General features: G+C 64.1%; 18 protein-coding genes and 1 riboswitch. Of the genes, 10 read left to right on the forward strand and 8 right to left on the reverse strand.

Annotated features, from left to right (window positions below; all coding sequences use genetic code 11):
* The 4 genes from CK220_RS11950 to CK220_RS11965 form a co-directional block, all read right to left on the reverse strand.
* Positions 1-608 (reverse strand): ATP-grasp domain-containing protein (locus CK220_RS11950; RefSeq protein WP_176479062.1); only part of this gene is annotated, 608 nt, incomplete at its 3' end.
* 19 nt (positions 609-627) lie between these two features.
* Complete coding sequence (locus tag CK220_RS11955; protein ID WP_095811733.1) at positions 628-1,590, reverse strand: CoA ester lyase; 963 nt, start codon at positions 1,588-1,590, stop codon at positions 628-630.
* Between the two features lie 10 nt (positions 1,591-1,600).
* A complete protein-coding gene (locus tag CK220_RS11960) occupies positions 1,601-2,791 on the reverse strand; it encodes an aminotransferase class V-fold PLP-dependent enzyme (protein ID WP_095811734.1) in 1,191 nt (396 codons plus the stop codon).
* Positions 2,792-2,912: 121 nt separating this feature from the next.
* Entirely contained in the window at positions 2,913-3,536 is a 624-nt protein-coding gene (locus CK220_RS11965) for a response regulator transcription factor (protein WP_095811955.1), read from the reverse strand.
* Between the two features lie 391 nt (positions 3,537-3,927).
* Between CK220_RS11965 and mgtE the strand changes: the two genes are divergently transcribed.
* Positions 3,928-5,346: a magnesium transporter gene (mgtE, locus tag CK220_RS11970; protein ID WP_095811735.1), complete on the forward strand. Its 1,419-nt coding sequence runs from the start codon at positions 3,928-3,930 to the stop codon at positions 5,344-5,346.
* Positions 5,347-5,491: 145 nt separating this feature from the next.
* On the forward strand, positions 5,492-5,878 hold the full coding sequence (locus CK220_RS11975) for a MerR family DNA-binding transcriptional regulator (RefSeq protein WP_040969921.1): 387 nt from the start codon (positions 5,492-5,494) through the stop codon (positions 5,876-5,878).
* Between the two features lie 115 nt (positions 5,879-5,993).
* On the opposite strand, the gene CK220_RS11980 is transcribed toward CK220_RS11975, so the two are convergent.
* Positions 5,994-6,473: an isoprenylcysteine carboxylmethyltransferase family protein gene (locus CK220_RS11980; RefSeq protein ID WP_095811736.1), complete on the reverse strand. Its 480-nt coding sequence runs from the start codon at positions 6,471-6,473 to the stop codon at positions 5,994-5,996.
* Positions 6,470-7,471 carry a DUF1624 domain-containing protein gene (locus tag CK220_RS11985; protein WP_095811956.1) on the reverse strand — a complete coding sequence of 334 codons (1,002 nt, stop codon included), beginning with the start codon at positions 7,469-7,471 and terminating at the stop codon, positions 6,470-6,472. Before CK220_RS11985 ends, CK220_RS11980 begins: the two co-directional genes overlap by 4 nt.
* Before the next feature lie 225 nt (positions 7,472-7,696).
* Between CK220_RS11985 and CK220_RS11990 the strand changes: the two genes are divergently transcribed.
* On the forward strand, positions 7,697-8,896 hold the full coding sequence (locus tag CK220_RS11990; RefSeq protein ID WP_095811737.1) for an MFS transporter: 1,200 nt from the start codon (positions 7,697-7,699) through the stop codon (positions 8,894-8,896).
* Here CK220_RS11990 and CK220_RS11995 read toward each other — a convergent pair.
* The gene (locus CK220_RS11995) at positions 8,865-9,920 is read right to left on the reverse strand and encodes an aromatic ring-hydroxylating dioxygenase subunit alpha (RefSeq protein WP_245429143.1); all 1,056 of its coding nucleotides are present in this window, start codon (positions 9,918-9,920) and stop codon (positions 8,865-8,867) included. The genes CK220_RS11990 and CK220_RS11995 overlap by 32 nt on opposite strands.
* A 274-nt stretch (positions 9,921-10,194) precedes the next feature.
* Here CK220_RS11995 and CK220_RS12000 point away from each other — a divergent pair, with 274 nt between their 5' ends.
* The 5 genes from CK220_RS12000 to cobO all read left to right on the forward strand — a co-directional run bounded on the left by CK220_RS12000 (position 10,195) and on the right by cobO (position 13,321).
* Positions 10,195-10,881, forward strand: a complete 687-nt coding sequence (locus tag CK220_RS12000) for a gamma-glutamylcyclotransferase (protein ID WP_095811738.1) — start codon at positions 10,195-10,197, stop codon at positions 10,879-10,881.
* Positions 10,882-10,951: 70 nt separating this feature from the next.
* A riboswitch (cobalamin riboswitch) is annotated at positions 10,952-11,150 on the forward strand.
* 36 nt (positions 11,151-11,186) lie between these two features.
* Positions 11,187-11,366 carry a CbtB domain-containing protein gene (locus tag CK220_RS12005; protein WP_095780832.1) on the forward strand — a complete coding sequence of 60 codons (180 nt, stop codon included), beginning with the start codon at positions 11,187-11,189 and terminating at the stop codon, positions 11,364-11,366.
* Positions 11,367-11,381: 15 nt separating this feature from the next.
* Positions 11,382-12,176 carry a CbtA family protein gene (locus tag CK220_RS12010; protein WP_095811739.1) on the forward strand — a complete coding sequence of 265 codons (795 nt, stop codon included), beginning with the start codon at positions 11,382-11,384 and terminating at the stop codon, positions 12,174-12,176.
* The gene (gene cobU, locus CK220_RS12015) at positions 12,169-12,690 is read left to right on the forward strand and encodes a bifunctional adenosylcobinamide kinase/adenosylcobinamide-phosphate guanylyltransferase (protein ID WP_095811740.1); all 522 of its coding nucleotides are present in this window, start codon (positions 12,169-12,171) and stop codon (positions 12,688-12,690) included. Before CK220_RS12010 ends, cobU begins: the two co-directional genes overlap by 8 nt.
* A gap of 1 nt (position 12,691) precedes the next feature.
* Entirely contained in the window at positions 12,692-13,321 is a 630-nt protein-coding gene (cobO, locus tag CK220_RS12020; protein WP_095811741.1) for a cob(I)yrinic acid a,c-diamide adenosyltransferase, read from the forward strand.
* Between the two features lie 6 nt (positions 13,322-13,327).
* On the opposite strand, the gene cbiB is transcribed toward cobO, so the two are convergent.
* Positions 13,328-14,317 (reverse strand): adenosylcobinamide-phosphate synthase CbiB, encoded by a 990-nt coding sequence (cbiB, locus tag CK220_RS12025; RefSeq protein WP_095811742.1) that lies wholly within the window; start codon positions 14,315-14,317, stop codon positions 13,328-13,330.
* Between cbiB and cobD the strand changes: the two genes are divergently transcribed.
* Together cobD and CK220_RS12035 are read left to right on the forward strand one after the other, a co-directional pair.
* Positions 14,316-15,365: a threonine-phosphate decarboxylase CobD gene (cobD, locus tag CK220_RS12030; protein ID WP_095811743.1), complete on the forward strand. Its 1,050-nt coding sequence runs from the start codon at positions 14,316-14,318 to the stop codon at positions 15,363-15,365. The genes cbiB and cobD overlap by 2 nt on opposite strands.
* 2 nt (positions 15,366-15,367) lie before the next feature.
* Positions 15,368-15,871, forward strand: coding sequence for a tyrosine phosphatase family protein (locus tag CK220_RS12035; RefSeq protein WP_095811744.1), 504 nt, complete (start codon positions 15,368-15,370; stop codon positions 15,869-15,871).
* Positions 15,872-15,875: the final 4 nt, after the last annotated feature.

The following is a 15,875-nucleotide window of genomic DNA, read 5'->3' on the forward strand; positions in this document are numbered from 1 at the left end:
ACCACCAGCGGATTGATCTCCAGCATCGAGGCGTCGTAGTCGCGGAACACCTGGTAGCAGCCGAGGATGGTCTCGGTGGCCTTGCCGATCAGGTTGCTTTCAAGGCCGAGACCGAAGGCGATCTCGCGCGCCTGGAAGCCTTGCATGCCGACACCGGGATCGACGGTGGCGCGGATGATGGAATCCGGCTTCTTTTCGGAGATGTCCTCGATCTCCATGCCGCCGGCGGCCGAAGCCACGATCATGACGCGCTCTTCCTTCCGGTCGAGAACGAAGCCGAGATAGAGCTCCTGCGCGATGTCGACGGCTTCCTCGAGATAGAGGCGCGAGATCAGCTTGCCGCGCGGGCCGGTCTGCTGGGTCACCAGCTTGCGGCCGAGCATTCCCTCGGCGGCGTTGGAGATCTCCTCGTCGTTGGAGCAGAGCTTGATGCCGCCGGCTTTGCCGCGGGCGCCGGAATGAACCTGCGCCTTCAGCACCCATTTCGAGCCGCCGATCTCGCGGGCCCGGTAGGTCGCCTGCTCGGGGCTGTAGGCGAGGCCGCCGCGCGGCACATGCACGCCGTGGCGGGCAAGCAGTTCCTTGGCCTGGTATTCGTGAATGTCCATCTTGTCCTCCCGAAAACTCTCAGTGCGTCGCGGCCTGCGCTTGGCCGGCGCGCTCGATCGCCTCGCTGACCACCAGCACGTTGCGCGCCATGCGTTCCGACGCCGCGTCGATCATCTTGCCGTCGAGCGCGGCCGCACCCTTGCCGAGCGCCTCCGCCTCCTTCAGCACCTCCAGGATGCGTCTGGCGCGCGTGACTTCCTTTTCCGGCGGCGAGAACACGTCGTTGGCGAGCGCGATCTGCGAGGGGTGGATCGCCCATTTGCCTTCGATGCCGAGCGCGGCTGCGCGCCTTGCGGCCGCCGTATAGCCCTCGGGATCGGAGAAATCGCCGAACGGTCCGTCGATGGCGCGCAGGCCATAGGCCCGGCAGGCGACCGTCATCCGCGACAAGGCAAAATGCCACTGGTCGCCGGGATAGTCGGGGTTGAGGCCGCCGATGTTGACGGTGCGCGCCTTGTTGCTGGCGGCGTAATCGGCGACGCCGAAATGCATGGCTTCCAAGCGACCGGGCGTGGCGGCGATCGCCTCGACATTGGCCATGCCGAGCGCCGTCTCGATCAGCGCTTCGAGGCCGACGCGGGTCTTGAAGCCCTTGGCCATCTCGATCTGGTTGACCATGGCCTCGACCATGTAGAGGTCGGCCGGAACGCCGACCTTCGGCACCAGGATCGTATCCAGCCGGTCGCCGGCCTGTTCCATGACGTCGACGACGTCGCGGTACATGTAATGGGTGTCGAGGCCGTTGATGCGCACCGAGACGGTCTTGCCCTTGGCGCGCCAGTCGATGTCGTTGAGCGCCTGGATGATGTTCTTGCGGGCCCGTTCCTTGTCGGGTGGCGCGACCGCATCCTCGATGTCGAGGAAGACGAAGTCGGCGGCGCTGTTCGCCGCCTTGTCGATCATTTCCGGGCTGGAGCCGGGAACCGCCAGCTCGCTGCGCTGGAGCCTGAGCTTCTTGAGGTGGTTGATGGTGTGGCTCATCGTCCGTTCCTCACGCCGCCTCGGCGACCGGCATCGCGGCGGTGCGCCGGAAATGCTCGATCGCAGCCGCCACGCCCGAGCCCGGCGCCAGGTCGACGCCGCAGTCAAGCAGCGCCAGCTCGGCGGCGGCAAGCGATCCAAGCACCATCACCTCGTTCAGCCAGCCGAGATGGCCGATGCGGAAGACCTTGCCGGCCACCTTGTTGAGGCCGCCACCCAGAGAGGTGTTGTACTTCTGGTAGGCGCGCTTGACGACGTCGGCACTGTCGATGCCTTCCGGCACCAGGATGGCGCTCACCGTGTCGGAGTGCCATTTGCGCTGCTTGGCGCACAGCTTCAGGCCCCAGGCGTCGACCGCCTTGCGCACGCCTTCGGCCAGGCGATGATGGCGGGCGAAGATGTTCTCCAGCCCTTCCTCGGCAATCAGGTCGAGCGAGGCGCGCAGGCCGCGCAGCAATTGCGTGGCGGGCGTATAGGGGAAATAGCCGGTGTCGTTGGCGCGGATCATGTCCTCGAAGGAGAAGTAGCAGCGCCGGTGGGTCGCGGTCCTGGACGCGGCCAGCGCCTTCTGGCTGACCGACAGGAAGCCGAGGCCGGCGGGCAGCATAAAACCTTTCTGCGAGCCGCTTACCGCGCAGTCGACGCGCCATTCCTCCTGGCGGAAGTCGATCGAGCCGATCGACGAGACGCCGTCGACGAAGAGCAGCGCCGGGTGGTTCGCGGCGTCGAGCGCGGCGCGGCAGCCGGCGACGTCGCTGGTGACGCCGGTCGCGGTTTCGTTCTGCGTGCAGAAGACCGCCTTGATCTGGTGCGCCTTGTCGGCCCGCAGCCTTTCGGCATAGAGGTCGAGCGGAACGCCGGTTCCCCATTCGCAATCGATGACGTCGACGTCGAAGCCGAGGCGCTCGGCCATGTCGACCCACAGATGCGAGAACTGGCCGAAGCGCGACATCAGCACCCGGTCGCCCGGGTTGAGCACGTTGGTCATCGCCGCCTCCCAGGCGCCGGTGCCGGACGACGGATAGATGAAGACGCGGCCGGTCTCGTTCTTGAAAACTCGTCTGATGTCCTCGAACAGCGGCAGCGTGAGATTGGGGAAGGAGGCGGCGCGCATATCCTCCATCGGCAGGTTCATCGCCTGCCGGACCTCTTCAGGAATGTTGGTGGGTCCAGGGATGAAAAGATGGGTAAACCCGGCCATGCGCTAACTCCTCCTACGTTTTGGGATGGTGGAGGAAGTTTCGTTTCGATGGCGCCCAGCAACAACACCTTGCCGGGTAAGTTGTCGCCACGCGCGGGTAGGTCGAGCCTACCCGATCCTACTACCCGAAAGGCGATTTGGAGCCGCGGCGCTTCTCGTTGGCATAGAGCGCGACAGCCATGGCGCGGTTGCGCACGTCGAGCTTGTCGTAAAGATTTTTGAGATGGTACTTCACCGTGTTCTCGGAGATCCCGGTGCGGGTCGCGATCTGGAGATTGGTCCAGCCATCGGAAAGCACCGCGAGCAATTCGCGCTCACGCACGGTGAGTTGCGACAGCGGCGTATCATTGACCTTGTTGATGTCGATGTAAGGGATGCAGATGCGCCCATGCGCGACCGCCAGGATCGTCTCGAAGATGATCGAGGGGTCGTCGAACTGAAAGCAATAGCCCTGGGCGCCGAGCCGCACGCACTGCTTCAGGATGCCGATGTCATGATCATTGGAAAAGACCGTGATGCGCAGGTCGAGCTTGCGGTTCTGGACTTCCGCCAGGACATCGGCGCCATCCATGTCGGCGAGCTTCCAGCCGATGACGGCGACGTCGAACCTGGTGTTCGCCGCCAATTCCAGGAATTGCTTGCCGCTCGGAACGGAGCTCAACAGCACGAAACGCCCGTCGCATTCCAGCATCTCGCGAAGCGCAGACACGACAAGCGGATTGCGCTCCGCGACGACAACACGCACGCGTTGCTCGCCAACTGCTTCGTTCGTTTTCCGGGACTTGAGGTTCAAGGCCTGCCGATTGTCCTGTCGATCTCGCGCTTACCGGTCCACCTGGACCTGCATCATGACAATTCTGCCCCAACAACAAAAGGGCGCTCTTTCCGCAGCGACATGCGCTGTCGCGGCGGCTGAACCCGCAAATGCGGCGCGATCCGCCTTTACTGCGAGGCGTCACGGGCACATTTCTCTGAATATTCCGCGCGCTACGGCTACATTTTCTCAAGACGAATCGTGTCTCGACCCTATCTGCCGCATAAGCATCGGATATCCCGAAATGCGGTTTCCACTTTTCGGACTCATGCTCTAGACCTGATTCACACCCTTTCCGGATTGCTGTTGGCGGGAGGCGCTGGTGGAAGGCCAGGACAGAGAGACGACCGGCGCCAGGACCGTCGAGGAAGGCGGCGCCGACATCTATGGCGAGGACGGCGCCGTCCGTTCGGCCTTCCTTGCGCAGATCGGCGCTGCCATCGCCGATCGCGACACGCTCACCTTAAAACGCGAAGTCGACGACCTGCATCAGTCGGAACTCGGCGATCTGCTGGAAGCACTGCATCCCGAGCAGCGCCGCGCGCTGGTCGAATTGCTTGGCTCGGATTTCGACTTTTCGGCGCTGACCGAGGTCGACGAGGCGATCCGGCTCGACATCGTCGACAATTTGCCCAACGAGCAGATCGCGCAGGCGGTGCAGGAGCTCGATTCCGACGACGCCGTCTACATCCTGGAAGACCTCGACCAGGAGGACCAGGATGAGATCCTGTCGCAACTGCCGTTCACAGAGCGCATCCGGCTGCGGCGCGCGCTCGACTATCCGGAAGAGACGGCCGGGCGGCGCATGCAGACCGAGTTCGTCGCCGTGCCGCCGTTCTGGACCATCGGCCAGACGATCGACTACATGCGCGAGGACAAGAACCTTCCCGATCGCTTCAGCCAGATCTTCGTCATCGACCCAAGCTTCAAACTGCTCGGCGCCATCGATCTGGATCAGATCCTGCGCACCAAGCGCGCGGTGAAGGTCGAGGAGGTGATGCATGAGACGCGGCATGCCATCCCTGCCACCATGGACCAGGAAGAGGCGGCGCGGGAATTCGAGCAGTACGACCTGCTCTCGGCCGCCGTGGTCGACGAGAACGAGCGTCTGGTCGGCGTGCTCACCATCGACGATGTGGTCGACGTCATCCAGCAGGAGGCCGAGGAGGACCTCCTGCGCATGGGCGGCGTCGGCGACGAAGAGCTATCCGACACCGTGCTTGCGACCTCGCGATCGCGCGTGCCGTGGCTGCTCGTCAATCTGGTCACGGCCTTCCTCGCGGCCTCGGTGATCGGCCTGTTCGACCAGACCATCGAGCATATCGTGGCGCTGGCGGTGCTGATGCCGATCGTCGCCGGCATGGGCGGCAATGCCGGCTCGCAGACGATGACCGTCACCGTGCGGGCGCTGGCGACCAGGGATCTCGACATTTACAACGCCGCCCGCATCATCCGCCGTGAGGTGGGGGTGGGCTTCATCAACGGCATCGTCTTTGCCGTGCTGATCGGCATGGTCGCCGGAATCTGGTTCCATGACCCCAACCTGGGCGGCATCATCGCGGCGGCGATGATCATCAACATGTTCGCGGCCGCCCTGGCAGGCATTCTCATCCCGCTGCTGCTCGACCGCTTCAAGATCGACCCGGCGGTCGCTTCCGCCGTCTTCGTCACGACCGTCACCGACTGCGTCGGCTTCTTTGCCTTCCTCGGATTGGCCACTTGGTGGTTTGGCGTTCCCTAAGACAGTGCTATAATTGACTTTTACGTAAATGCCGTGCGACGTTGCCCTGGGGTCAGCTGCCGATTCCGGCATTAACTGGGGTTGATCGGAGAAAGGGCGACGCTTCTGCGTGGCGATGCCTGGACGTTTGGGCGTGGGAGCGAGAATGCGGGAATATTACACGATTACCGAGCTGACGCGTGAATTCGACGTGTCGACCCGAACGTTGCGGTTCTATGAGGACGAGGGGCTGGTGCAGCCGATCCGGCGCGGGCGCACGCGCCTGTTTCGCCCGTCCGACCGGCATCTGATCCGCCAGATCATGCGCGGCAAGCGGCTCGGCTTCTCGATCGCCGAAATCCGCGAAATCATCCAGATGTACAAGGAACCGCCCGGCGAGGTCGGCCAGCTCAAGCTGATGATCAAGCGCATCGAGGAAAAGCGCGAGGACCTGCGCCAGAAACGGCGCGACCTCGAGGAGACGCTTGCCGAGCTCGACCAGGCCGAGGAGTCCTGCGTGGAGAGGTTGGCGGAGCTGGGTGTGAATACCTAAACCGCATCGCGCTGACGCGGATTCAGGCTACGCGCTTTAGGTCGTTGTTTCGGGCATGTCGTTTTCGCAAAACCGCTGCACACTTTTGCGATGGATTATTCGGCCCTCAGCGGCCTCAGATCCAGCGCCGGACGCGCTTGGCGTAGTCGCGGTATTTCTTGCCGAACTTTGCCGCCAGTATCTTTTCCTCCTTCTCGATCGCCATTTTCTGCGTCGCGAAGGCGGCGAGGAAGGCGAACAGCAGGAACCATGCGATGCCGGTGATGAAGGAGACGCCGATCAACAGCAGCGTGTTGGCGAGATACATTGGGTTGCGGGTGATGCCGAAGGGCCCCGATGTCACCAGATGGTCGGGCTCGGCATTGGGATTGAGCGTCGTCCTGGCGCGCACCATGGCGCGGATCGCGGTAACCCAGAGCGCTGCCACGCCAAAGAGCGCCACCCAGCCGGCGCCGACGAGGATAGCGCCGAATATGTCGCCGATCCAGGGCAGCGGGTAGAGCATGCCGAGCACGACGCTCAGCGCGATCGCCACGACATAGATCACTGGCGGCCAGGGAATGATCCCGTATCCGGGCTTTGCGATGCCGGTCATTGCCTTCCTCCCTCCATCTCGTCCTCGGTCGCGGCGGTGCAGGTGCTCGCCAGATCGGCCAGATGCGATTTCCAGGCGCTGGACTGGTCGTTGCTGTAGAGCTTGTCGAGAGACCCTTCGCCCTTCAGCGTGTCCAGCATGCAGCCACAATAGCTGGAACAGAACTTGCTGTCCCGCTGCTGTTCGCACTGCGCCTGGCAAGCCGACAGGAAACTAGCGTCCTTGTCTTGTGGCGCGGCCGGCATGATTTGCGAGAACAGCCACACCGAGCCGAACAGAAGCGGCTGGTGGATGAGGTAGAAGGCGAGGCTGTGCCGGCCGATGAAGGTCAGCGGGTTCGACCAGCGGCCGGGCATCCAGGTTGCCAGCCGGGCGAGAAGCCCGGATACCGAAGCGAGCTTGACGACCGCGATGCCTGCAAGCACTGCGCCGAACCATGGAAACAGCGGCACATAGTCGTTCGAGCGCGGGTTGGTCGGCGACAGCCCGACCCACCACAGCGCCGGATGGTCGAAGACTTCCGACCGCAGATAATAGGGTGCCGCAATCACGGCCGCGGAGACGATCGCCGTCAGCAATGCCGGCAGCCTGAGAAAAGCGAGGCCGAGCAGGCTTGCCAGCGCGATCTCGTGCAGGATGCCGAAGAAGATGAAGCCGTCCGGCGTGGCGATATAGGTGACGACCGAGATGGCGATCGCCGCAACCGCAACCATGGCAAAGCGCTTCCAGAAGCTAGGCCAACGGATATGGCGGCCATGTGCGAGGAACAGGCTGACGCCGACCAGGAACAGAAAAGTCGACGCGATGCAGCGGGCATAGAGCTTCCACCAACCAAAGGCGGTGAGGCCCGGCGAGGTGTAGCCGAAGTTTTCGAGATCCCAGGTGAAATGATAACTCGCCATCGCGATCAGCGCGATGCCGCGCAGGACGTCGATGGCGACGACCCGGCCGTGTTTCGGCGCGTCCTGAACGGCGTCGCCGGTCGTTTGAAGGCTCATCATCTCGCAATCCGATTCAGTCGTGCCAAACGACTATCACGGTTCGCTTGAACAGCAGAGGGTGGATCGGCTGCTGCCGTTCCGGCGGCATGGCAAGCCGCTTTAGGCCAGCGGCGGAAAGCCTTTGGCCGGCTTCGCTTTCCGGCTTCTCGGAGTCGGTTTCCTGCTACCGGTCCGCCACTGGTCCGGCCAGATTTGGCGAGCGATTCACTTTTCGGAGGGCCGATGTCCACCCACGTGCGCCATCCGATCTGGCTTCCGGCTCTCAGGCCCGCCGATGCACGCACCTTCGCTTCGCTCTATGCGGTCGAATCCTTTGCCCGCGCCACCATCTCCAGCGTCATCCCGATCCAGGCCTACGAGATCCTGCACAACGAGCAGATCGTCTCGATCCTCTACACCATCGTGTCGCTGCTCGGGCTGTCGGTGACGCTGTTCATGCCGATGCTGATCCGCCGCTTCGCGCGGCGCTGGGTCTACACAGCCGGCTGCCTGATGCTGGCGATCGGCTCGGCGTTCTTCGTCACCCACACGCTGCCGGGACAACTCGCCGGGATGCTGTGCCGCGTCATGGGGGCGAGCGCGCTGTCCATCACGCTTAACCTCTACATCAGGGACCACATCCGCAAGACCGACTTCATGCAGGCGGAATCGCTGCGCATGGCTTGGTCGATGTTTGCCTGGACCGGCGGACCGACGCTTGGCATTTTCCTCTATACGCGCTTCGGCATCTATGCCGCGCATGGCGCGGTCGTGGCTTTCGCGCTGGCGCTGCTGGCGCTGTTCTGGACCTACCGGCTGGGCGACAACCCCTCGATCCGTCCCGGCAAGAGCCGTCCGGTCAATCCGCTCGCCAATATCGGCCGCTTCGTCGCGCAGCCGCGGTTGCGTCTCGCCTGGCTGATCGCCTTCGGCCGCTCGTGTTTCTGGACGACCTTCTTCGTCTATGGCCCGCTCTTCATGGTGATCACGGGCGAGGGCAAGCTTGCCGGCGGACTACTGGTTTCGGCAGGCAATGCGCTTCTGTTCATGGCGATCTTCTGGGGCAAGGCCGGAAAGCGCTTCGGCGGCCGTCGGACCATGGCTTTCGCCTATTTCGCCATGGCGGCGATGCTTTTCGCCGCCGGCGGCGTCGGCGTGGAAGCGCCGCTGCTCACCGCCGCCTTCCTGCTCGGCGGCGCCTTGTTCACCATCGCGCTCGACGCGCTGGGCTCGACCGCCTTCATGCGCTCGGTGCGCTCCTATGAAAGGGCGCAGATGGCGGCGGTCTACCGCACCTATCTCGACTTTTCCGAACTGACGCCGCCGCTGGTCTATTCGGTGGTGCTCTCCTTCTTCGGTCTCGGCTCGGTGTTCGTCACGCTCGGCCTGTTGGCCGCCTTTTGCGGCTTCTTCACCTGGCGCTACCTGCCGAAGTCGCTTTGAATGTCGCGTGGCGCCCCTGTACCCACTCGTGGAAGCGGCGCAAATCGTATTCCTCGGGCATCAGCACGCCGCCCTTGTGGCAGATCGAGTGCAGGCCCTTCTGGTTGATCTCGCAGATCGCGGCATCCTCTTCCAGCACCTGGGTGCCGAAGGCGACGATGTTGTCGATATCGGTTTGTGCGAGCGCATCGGGCGCGAACAGCCATTCGGCGGTGAGCTCGGTCTGCTCGGAGCCGAGCGCGCTCAGCCGCACCGTGCGGACATAGTCGACATGGCCGACGATGAACATCGAGGGCAGCGAGGTGGCGTAGGTCTGGCCGGCGGCTCGCTCGGCACCCGTCAGGCCGGCAAAGACCGGTCCATGGACGCGTCCGTCGCGCGACCAGGTCTCGGCGCCGGCGCGCAGGCCGCCGGAAAACTCCGGCGCATCGTTGTCCGCATGATGCGCCCATTCCGGATCGTCATGCCTCGCCATCAGGCCGCGGCCATAGATCGGCACCAGCCGCGACAGGTCCTTGTGCACTCCAGGGCAATGCAGGCATTCGTTGAAGTTCTCCCAGAAGATTTTCCAGTTGCAGTTCATCACCTTGCTGAGCCGGTGCCCGCTGAGCAGCGTCTCCAGAGGCCAGTTCGACAGATCGCCGGAGGCGGAGTCGAAGGAGGCTTCCGCCGAGCCGTCGGGATCCTCTGCCAGATTGATGAAGACGAAGCCGCGCCACAGAGACAGCGCCACCCGGTAGAGCGGGTAGTCGGCCTTGTCGAAGCCCTCGGGCAGCGATTTCGACGGGACGCGGACAAGATCGCCGCGCAGCGAATAGGACCAGGCGTGGTAGGGACAGGTGAGCAGCCTCGCCTTCAGCCGCCCTTCGCTCTCCTGGCAGAGCTCCGAGCCGCGATGGCGGCAGGTGTTGTGAAAGGCGCGCAAGCTGCCGGTCTCGTCGCGCAGCACGACGATCTCCTGCGAGCCGACGCGGACGATGCGGAATGCGAGCGGTTCCGCGAGATCGGCTTCGCGGCACACCATTAGCCAGCTCCGATATCAGATCGCTTCGAGATCGAGCCGGTAAGCATCGGCTTCCCGATACGCCGCTGCAGGCAATGTCGGCTCGAGGCTGGTGAGGCCATTGTAGCGGCTGCTTTCGCTAGGATTTGGCTGCATAAGCGGCTCCCCTTGGCTGGCGACAGCCGACACCCGGACAGGGTCGTTGTCAATTGCGGCCATTGTGGTGTCCCGGTGCCGCCCTTAAGGTCGCTTCGTAATCGCCCGCGGTCTCGCCGGCTGCCCAGGATTGCAAAGCATGCCTGCAAGAACGATGTCGCTTACCGAGGAGCTGGTCGCCCGCTGTTTTCGCGCGGTCGAAGACCCAGGGCCCGATCCTGATGCCGAGCATCTCGCGGACAGCGACTATGAAGCCATGCTGGATGCATTCGAGGTCGAGCTACCTGCAACCGAGCCTCTCTGGCTGTTCGGCTACGGCTCGCTGATCTGGAAGCCCGAGATCGAGCATGTCGAGGAGCGCGTCGCCGTGGCACGCGGCTGGCATCGCTCCTTCTGCATGAAGATGACGCGCTGGCGCGGCACCAAGCAAAGCCCCGGCCTGATGATGGCGCTGGATCGTGGCGGCCAATGCAAGGGCGTTGCTTTCCGCCTGAACGGTGGCGACCGCCGGCAGGCGCTGGACAGGCTTTTTCGCCGCGAGATGACGCTGAAGCCGACCAGCTACCGGCCGCGCCTGCTGCAACTCGCAACCGACAAAGGGCAGTTGAGAGCGCTTGCCTTCGTCATCAATCGCCAAGGCACGACCTATGCCGGCCCACTCAACGAAGACGAGGTGATCGAAAGGCTGGCGACCTCGTGCGGCCACTGGGGTTCAGGCGCCGACTATCTCTACAACACCGTGAAGAACCTCGAACAGCGCGGTATTCACGACCGCCATTTGTGGCGATTGCAGCAGCTCGTTGCCGAGCGGATCGCCGGATCTTAGTCCCAAACCGGTGCCGCAATCACGCTGCGGCGTGACGGAATTTGGTTTGCCGGTCGCGACGATTCTGCCTATAGTCGGTGGCGTCGTCGGTTCCGTTTTTGGAGCCAAGAGGGAATGCGGTGAGGGTGGACTTTTTGCCCAAAGCCGTTGCTGCCCCCGCAACTGTATGCGGTAGTCCTCTCCATAGACCACTGAGGTTTGTCCTCGGGAAGGTGGGGAAGGGCGCGAATCCGCGAGCCAGGAGACCTGCCGGCGACAGGAAAGTTGACTTCGATGCCCTCGGGTGGAGGGCGAAAGGACAAGACATGAATACCGCTTCCGTCTCCCTCGGCGCCTCCGTCTCCTCGCAGTCGCGCATCATGCAGTTGGCTCTCGCCGCGCTGCTCGGCATTTTCGTCGTCGGTTTCGTCGGCTTCTCGCACATCGATGCGGTCCACAACGCTGCCCACGACTATCGTCACTCGATGGCTTTTCCCTGCCACTGACGAAGGCCCGATATCATGAATCTGTTTCGCAACGTCGTGTTCATCGCGGCGATCGCTGGGCTCGTGGCGGGCATCGCCCTTGCCTGCATGCAGGCCTATGCGACCGTGCCGCTGATCCTCAAGGCGGAAGTCTATGAAAAGGCAGGGGGCGGTCATCACCACGACCATACCGCCGCCGCCAACAGCAATGCGATGAGTTCGGCCGCTCCGGCTGACAATGCGATGAGCAGCGCCACTCCTGCGTCGACGGGAGCGGCTGCTCCGACGGAGGACGAGGGCTGGGCTCCGGCCGACGGCTTCGAGCGCTTCGCCTTCAACGTGGTCGCCAACATCGTCACCGGCATCGGCTTCGCGCTGATCCTGGTCGCGGTCTCGGAATTCGCCGGCGGTATCGGCAACTGGCGCCAGGGCGTGTTCTGGGGTCTTGCCGGCTTTGCAGTTTTCACGCTCGCGCCCGGCCTAGGCCTGCCGCCGGAACTGCCGGCCATGCCGGCGGCAGAACTTCTGCCGCGCCAGATCTGGTGGATTTCGACGGTGGCCGCGACCGCGGTCGGCCTTGGATTGATCGCCTTCCGCAAGTCGCTGCCCTTGGCAATTCTGGCGGTCGTGCTGGTTGTCGCTCCGCACATAGTCGGCGCGCCGCAGCCCGTCAGCTTCGAGACGGCGATTCCCGAGGGGCTGCACCATCAGTTCGTGGTGGCGGTGACGCTCACCGATCTGGTCTTCTGGCTGGTGCTCGGTGCGGGCCTCGGTGTGGTGCGCGGCCGCTTCGCCGGCACGGCGACCAGCCTGCGCGACAGCTTTGCCTGATCGCGCCGAGGGCCATCTGACCTTCATCATCGGCGGTGCGCGCTCCGGCAAGAGCGCGCATGCCGAAAACCTGGCGACGGCAAGCCCGTCACCTTGGGCCTATATCGCCACCGCGCAGGCCTATGACGAGGAGATGCGCGAGCGCATCGCGCTGCATCGCTCGCGCCGTGGCAAAGGCTGGGTCACCGTCGATGCGCCGCTCGACCTGGTAGGCGCGATCGAGGCCTTGCCCGATCACCAGCCGGCGCTCATCGATTGCCTGACATTGTGGCTGACCAATCATATGCTGGCGGACCATGATGTCGAGGCCGAGTGCCGGCGGCTCTCGCATGTGCTGTCGCAGCCGCGCGGACCGTGGTTTGTGGTGTCTAACGAAGTCGGGCTCGGCATCGTGCCGGACAATGCGCTGGCGCGCCGGTTCCGCGACGCCGCAGGGCGGCTCAACCAGCAGGTCGCGGCTGTCGCCGACAGCGTGCTGATGATGGTGGCGGGGCTGCCGCTCAAGGTGAAGTGACATGGCCGAGATCAAAGACACGATCATTGACGGCAAGGATGCCGAACGCCATCGCGCCAAGATGGCCAAGCGCAAGGCGGTGCAGGATGCCGAGGTGGCCGGCAAGACGATCGAGAAGGGACTGCTGATCGTCAACACGGGGCCGGGCAAGGGCAAGACCACGGCTGCCTTCGGCCTGGCGCTGAGGATGCTCGGCTACGGCAAGCGTGTCGGCGTCGTCCAGTTCATCAAGGGCAAATGGCACACGGGGGAGAAGGATGCCTTCGCCGCTTTCGGCGATCGCGTCGTCTGGCACGCGATGGGCGAGGGCTTCACCTGGGAGACGCAGGACCTGAAGCGCGACATTGCCGCGGCCGAGGCTGCCTGGGCGAGGGCGCTCGAGCTGATTGCCGACCCCTCTATCAGCCTCGTGGTGCTCGACGAGCTCAACATCGCGCTGCGCTACGATTATCTCGACCTGGAAAAGGTGGTCGCGGCGCTGAAGGCGCGCCGCGAGGGCCTGCATGTCGTCGTCACCGGCCGCAACGCCAAGCCGTTGCTTGTGGAGGCCGCTGATCTCGTCACCGAGATGGGGCTGACCAAGCACCATTTCTCGGCCGGCGTTAAAGCGCAGCACGGAATTGAATTCTGAAGCGCCTTAGCCGCTGATCAGAATGGTCAGGTAGATCACCGTCGCCGACAGGACCGCGAACAGGCCGATCAGCAGCCCGTCGGCGACGCGATAGAGTTCCAGTGCCTGCCTTATGTCGGTGCTTTCGGCCTCGCGCCTGCCGCCTTCGCCCATGAAGGCATCCTCGACGACGTCGCCGCCGTAACTGCGCGGTCCGGCCAGGGCGAGCCCCAGCGCGCCGGCCATGGCGGCTTCCGGCCAGCCGGCATTGGGCGAACGGTGCTTCTTCGCGTCACGCCGCATGACCTGCCAGGCGTTGCGGGGGTCGGCGCCCTTGACGACGAAGGCCGCCAGCACAATCAGCAGGCCGGTGAGCCGCGATGCCGGCAGGTTGACCAGGTCGTCGAAGCGAGCGGCCGCTCGGCCGAAGGCCTCGTATTTCGGCGTGCGGTGGCCGATCATCGAATCGGCGGTGTTGGCCGCCTTGTAGGCAGCACCCCCGGCCAAACCGCCGACACCGGTCCATATGGCGGGCGCGACGATCCCGTCGGAGAAATTCTCGGCCAGGCTTTCGATCGCGGCGCGGGCAACGCCCGCCTTGTCGAGCTTGTCCGGATCGCGGCCGACGATGCGCGAAACGGCGATGCGGCCGAGCGTCAGGCCGCCGGTCTCCAGCGCATCGGCGACATCCTCGACATGCTCGGCGAGGCTCTTCTGCGACAGCAGCGAGGAACTGAGGATGGCCGCGATGACCAGGCCGGATGGAAAGATCAGCCAGAGCAGCACATGCAGCGTCAGGCCGATGGCCGCCGGCACCAACAGGACGACCAGAAGCGCCTGCACGCCGCGGCGGCGACGCAATTCGTCGGAATCGGTGGCGCGGTTGAGCCTGCGATCGAGAAAGGATATCAGCCTGCCGATCCAGGTTACCGGATGACCTATGGCGTTGAACAGCCAGTCCGGATAGCCAAGGGCACGTTCGATGGCGAGTGACAGGAAAGCGATTAGGATCGACATGAAGCTTCTAAGCGGAGCGATTGCAGCGGTTGATCACGGTGGCAGCCTTGGCCGGGCAAGCGCTCTTTTTCCCCATGCGCCACAGCCTTTCCTTGACCTCTCGACAGGTATCAATCCGCACTCCTATCCGCTTTTCGATCTGCCCGCCACCGCCCTGTCACGATTGCCGGAGGCAGGACGACTGCGCGAATTGGCCGAAATTGCGGCCAACGCCTATGGCGCGCAGTCGGCGGCGCATATCGTAGCCGCGCCCGGCACGCAGATCCTGTTGCCGCGGGTCGCTTCTCTGGTGAGGCCAGGCAAGGCACTGGTGCTGGGTCCAACCTATGCCGAGCACGCCAGGGCGGCCGCGATTGCAGGCCACGCGGTTGTGGAGGTGCGCGATTTCGACGCCTTGGCGGATGCGGACCTTGCCGTGCTGGTCAACCCGAACAATCCGGATGGGCGAGTGATCGAAAGGGACCGCCTGGTCGGCCTTGCTGCGCGGCTTCGTGCGAAGGGCGGCCTGCTGGTGGTCGACGAAGCCTTCATGGATGTCGGCCCTATCGAACACAGCCTGGCGGGCGATGTGGGCGAAGGCGGCATCGTAGTGCTGCGCTCCTTCGGCAAATTCTTCGGCCTTGCCGGCGTCAGGCTTGGTTTCGCGCTGGCCGACCAACTGACGACCGAGCGGTTGGAGGCGCAGCTTGGGCCATGGGCCGTCGCCGGTCCTGCGCTTGAATACGGAATCCGCGCATTGGCGGACGCCAAGTGGCAGGGCGGCATGCGGCAACGCTTGGCAGCCGATGCCAAGCGCCTCGATGAGCTGCTCAGCCGATTCGATATCGCGGTCGCCGGCGGCACCAGCTTGTTCCGCTATTTGTCTTTCCCCGATGCTCAATCCTTGTTTTCGGCGCTTGGCGAACGCGGCGTGCTCCTTCGTCATTTTGCCGATCGACCGCAGGTCTTGCGCGTCGGTCTGCCCGGCAGCGAAGAGGACTGGCAGCGGCTCGAGAGCGCGCTTGCAGCGTGGGCCTCGCGGCGCGAGGATGCGCCGAGGGAGTGCTGACGATGATCCATGTCTGTTCGCTGTCGAAGGTGGAGGAGACCGTTGCGAGAACCGGCGCGGAGCGCTTGCTGTCGCTGCTCGCCGACGGCACCGAGATGACCCGTCCGGCCTCGATACTGGCCGAAAACCATCTGCATCTCGTCATGCATGACATCGTCGCCGCGCAGGAAGGCATGACCATGCCGGGCGAGGAGCATGTGCGCGCGCTGCTCGACTTCGCCTATCGCTGGGACAGGGCCAAACCGATGGTCGTGCACTGCTATGCCGGTATCAGCCGCTCGACGGCGTCGGCCTATATTATCGCGGCGGCACTGGCGCCCAAACGCGACGAGGCGGAGCTGGCGAAGACGCTGCGCTTTCTCTCGCCGTCAGCGACGCCCAATCCAAGGCTGATTGCCGTTGCGGATATGTTGCTTGGGCGAGAAGGCCGGATGATTGCGGCGGTCGAAGCAATCGGGCGCGGTGCAGATGCCTTTGAAGGGGTTCCCTTCGAACTCAGCATCTGAGATT

Origin of the sequence: Mesorhizobium sp. WSM3860 (assembly GCF_002294995.1) — a bacterium.
GTDB lineage: Bacteria > Pseudomonadota > Alphaproteobacteria > Rhizobiales > Rhizobiaceae > Mesorhizobium.

Bases quoted from the DNA above. Each gene is read 5' to 3' on its own strand.
- CK220_RS11955 (WP_095811733.1), bottom strand. From the start codon at position 1,590: ATGAGCCACACCATCAACCACCTCAAGAAGCTCAGGCTCCAGCGCAGC.
- CK220_RS11960 (WP_095811734.1), bottom strand. From the start codon at position 2,791: ATGGCCGGGTTTACCCATCTTTTCATCCCTGGACCCACCAACATTCCT.
- CK220_RS11975 (WP_040969921.1), top strand. From the start codon at position 5,492: ATGCGGGAATATTACACGATTACCGAGCTGACGCGTGAATTCGACGTG.
- CK220_RS11980 (WP_095811736.1), bottom strand. From the start codon at position 6,473: ATGACCGGCATCGCAAAGCCCGGATACGGGATCATTCCCTGGCCGCCA.
- CK220_RS11985 (WP_095811956.1), bottom strand. From the start codon at position 7,471: ATGAGCCTTCAAACGACCGGCGACGCCGTTCAGGACGCGCCGAAACAC.
- CK220_RS11990 (WP_095811737.1), top strand. From the start codon at position 7,697: ATGTCCACCCACGTGCGCCATCCGATCTGGCTTCCGGCTCTCAGGCCC.
- CK220_RS11995 (WP_245429143.1), bottom strand. From the start codon at position 9,920: ATGGTGTGCCGCGAAGCCGATCTCGCGGAACCGCTCGCATTCCGCATC.
- CK220_RS12000 (WP_095811738.1), top strand. From the start codon at position 10,195: ATGCCTGCAAGAACGATGTCGCTTACCGAGGAGCTGGTCGCCCGCTGT.
- CK220_RS12005 (WP_095780832.1), top strand. From the start codon at position 11,187: ATGAATACCGCTTCCGTCTCCCTCGGCGCCTCCGTCTCCTCGCAGTCG.
- CK220_RS12010 (WP_095811739.1), top strand. From the start codon at position 11,382: ATGAATCTGTTTCGCAACGTCGTGTTCATCGCGGCGATCGCTGGGCTC.
- cobO (WP_095811741.1), top strand. From the start codon at position 12,692: ATGGCCGAGATCAAAGACACGATCATTGACGGCAAGGATGCCGAACGC.
- cobD (WP_095811743.1), top strand. From the start codon at position 14,316: ATGAAGCTTCTAAGCGGAGCGATTGCAGCGGTTGATCACGGTGGCAGC.
- cbiB (WP_095811742.1), bottom strand. From the start codon at position 14,317: ATGTCGATCCTAATCGCTTTCCTGTCACTCGCCATCGAACGTGCCCTT.
- CK220_RS12035 (WP_095811744.1), top strand. From the start codon at position 15,368: ATGATCCATGTCTGTTCGCTGTCGAAGGTGGAGGAGACCGTTGCGAGA.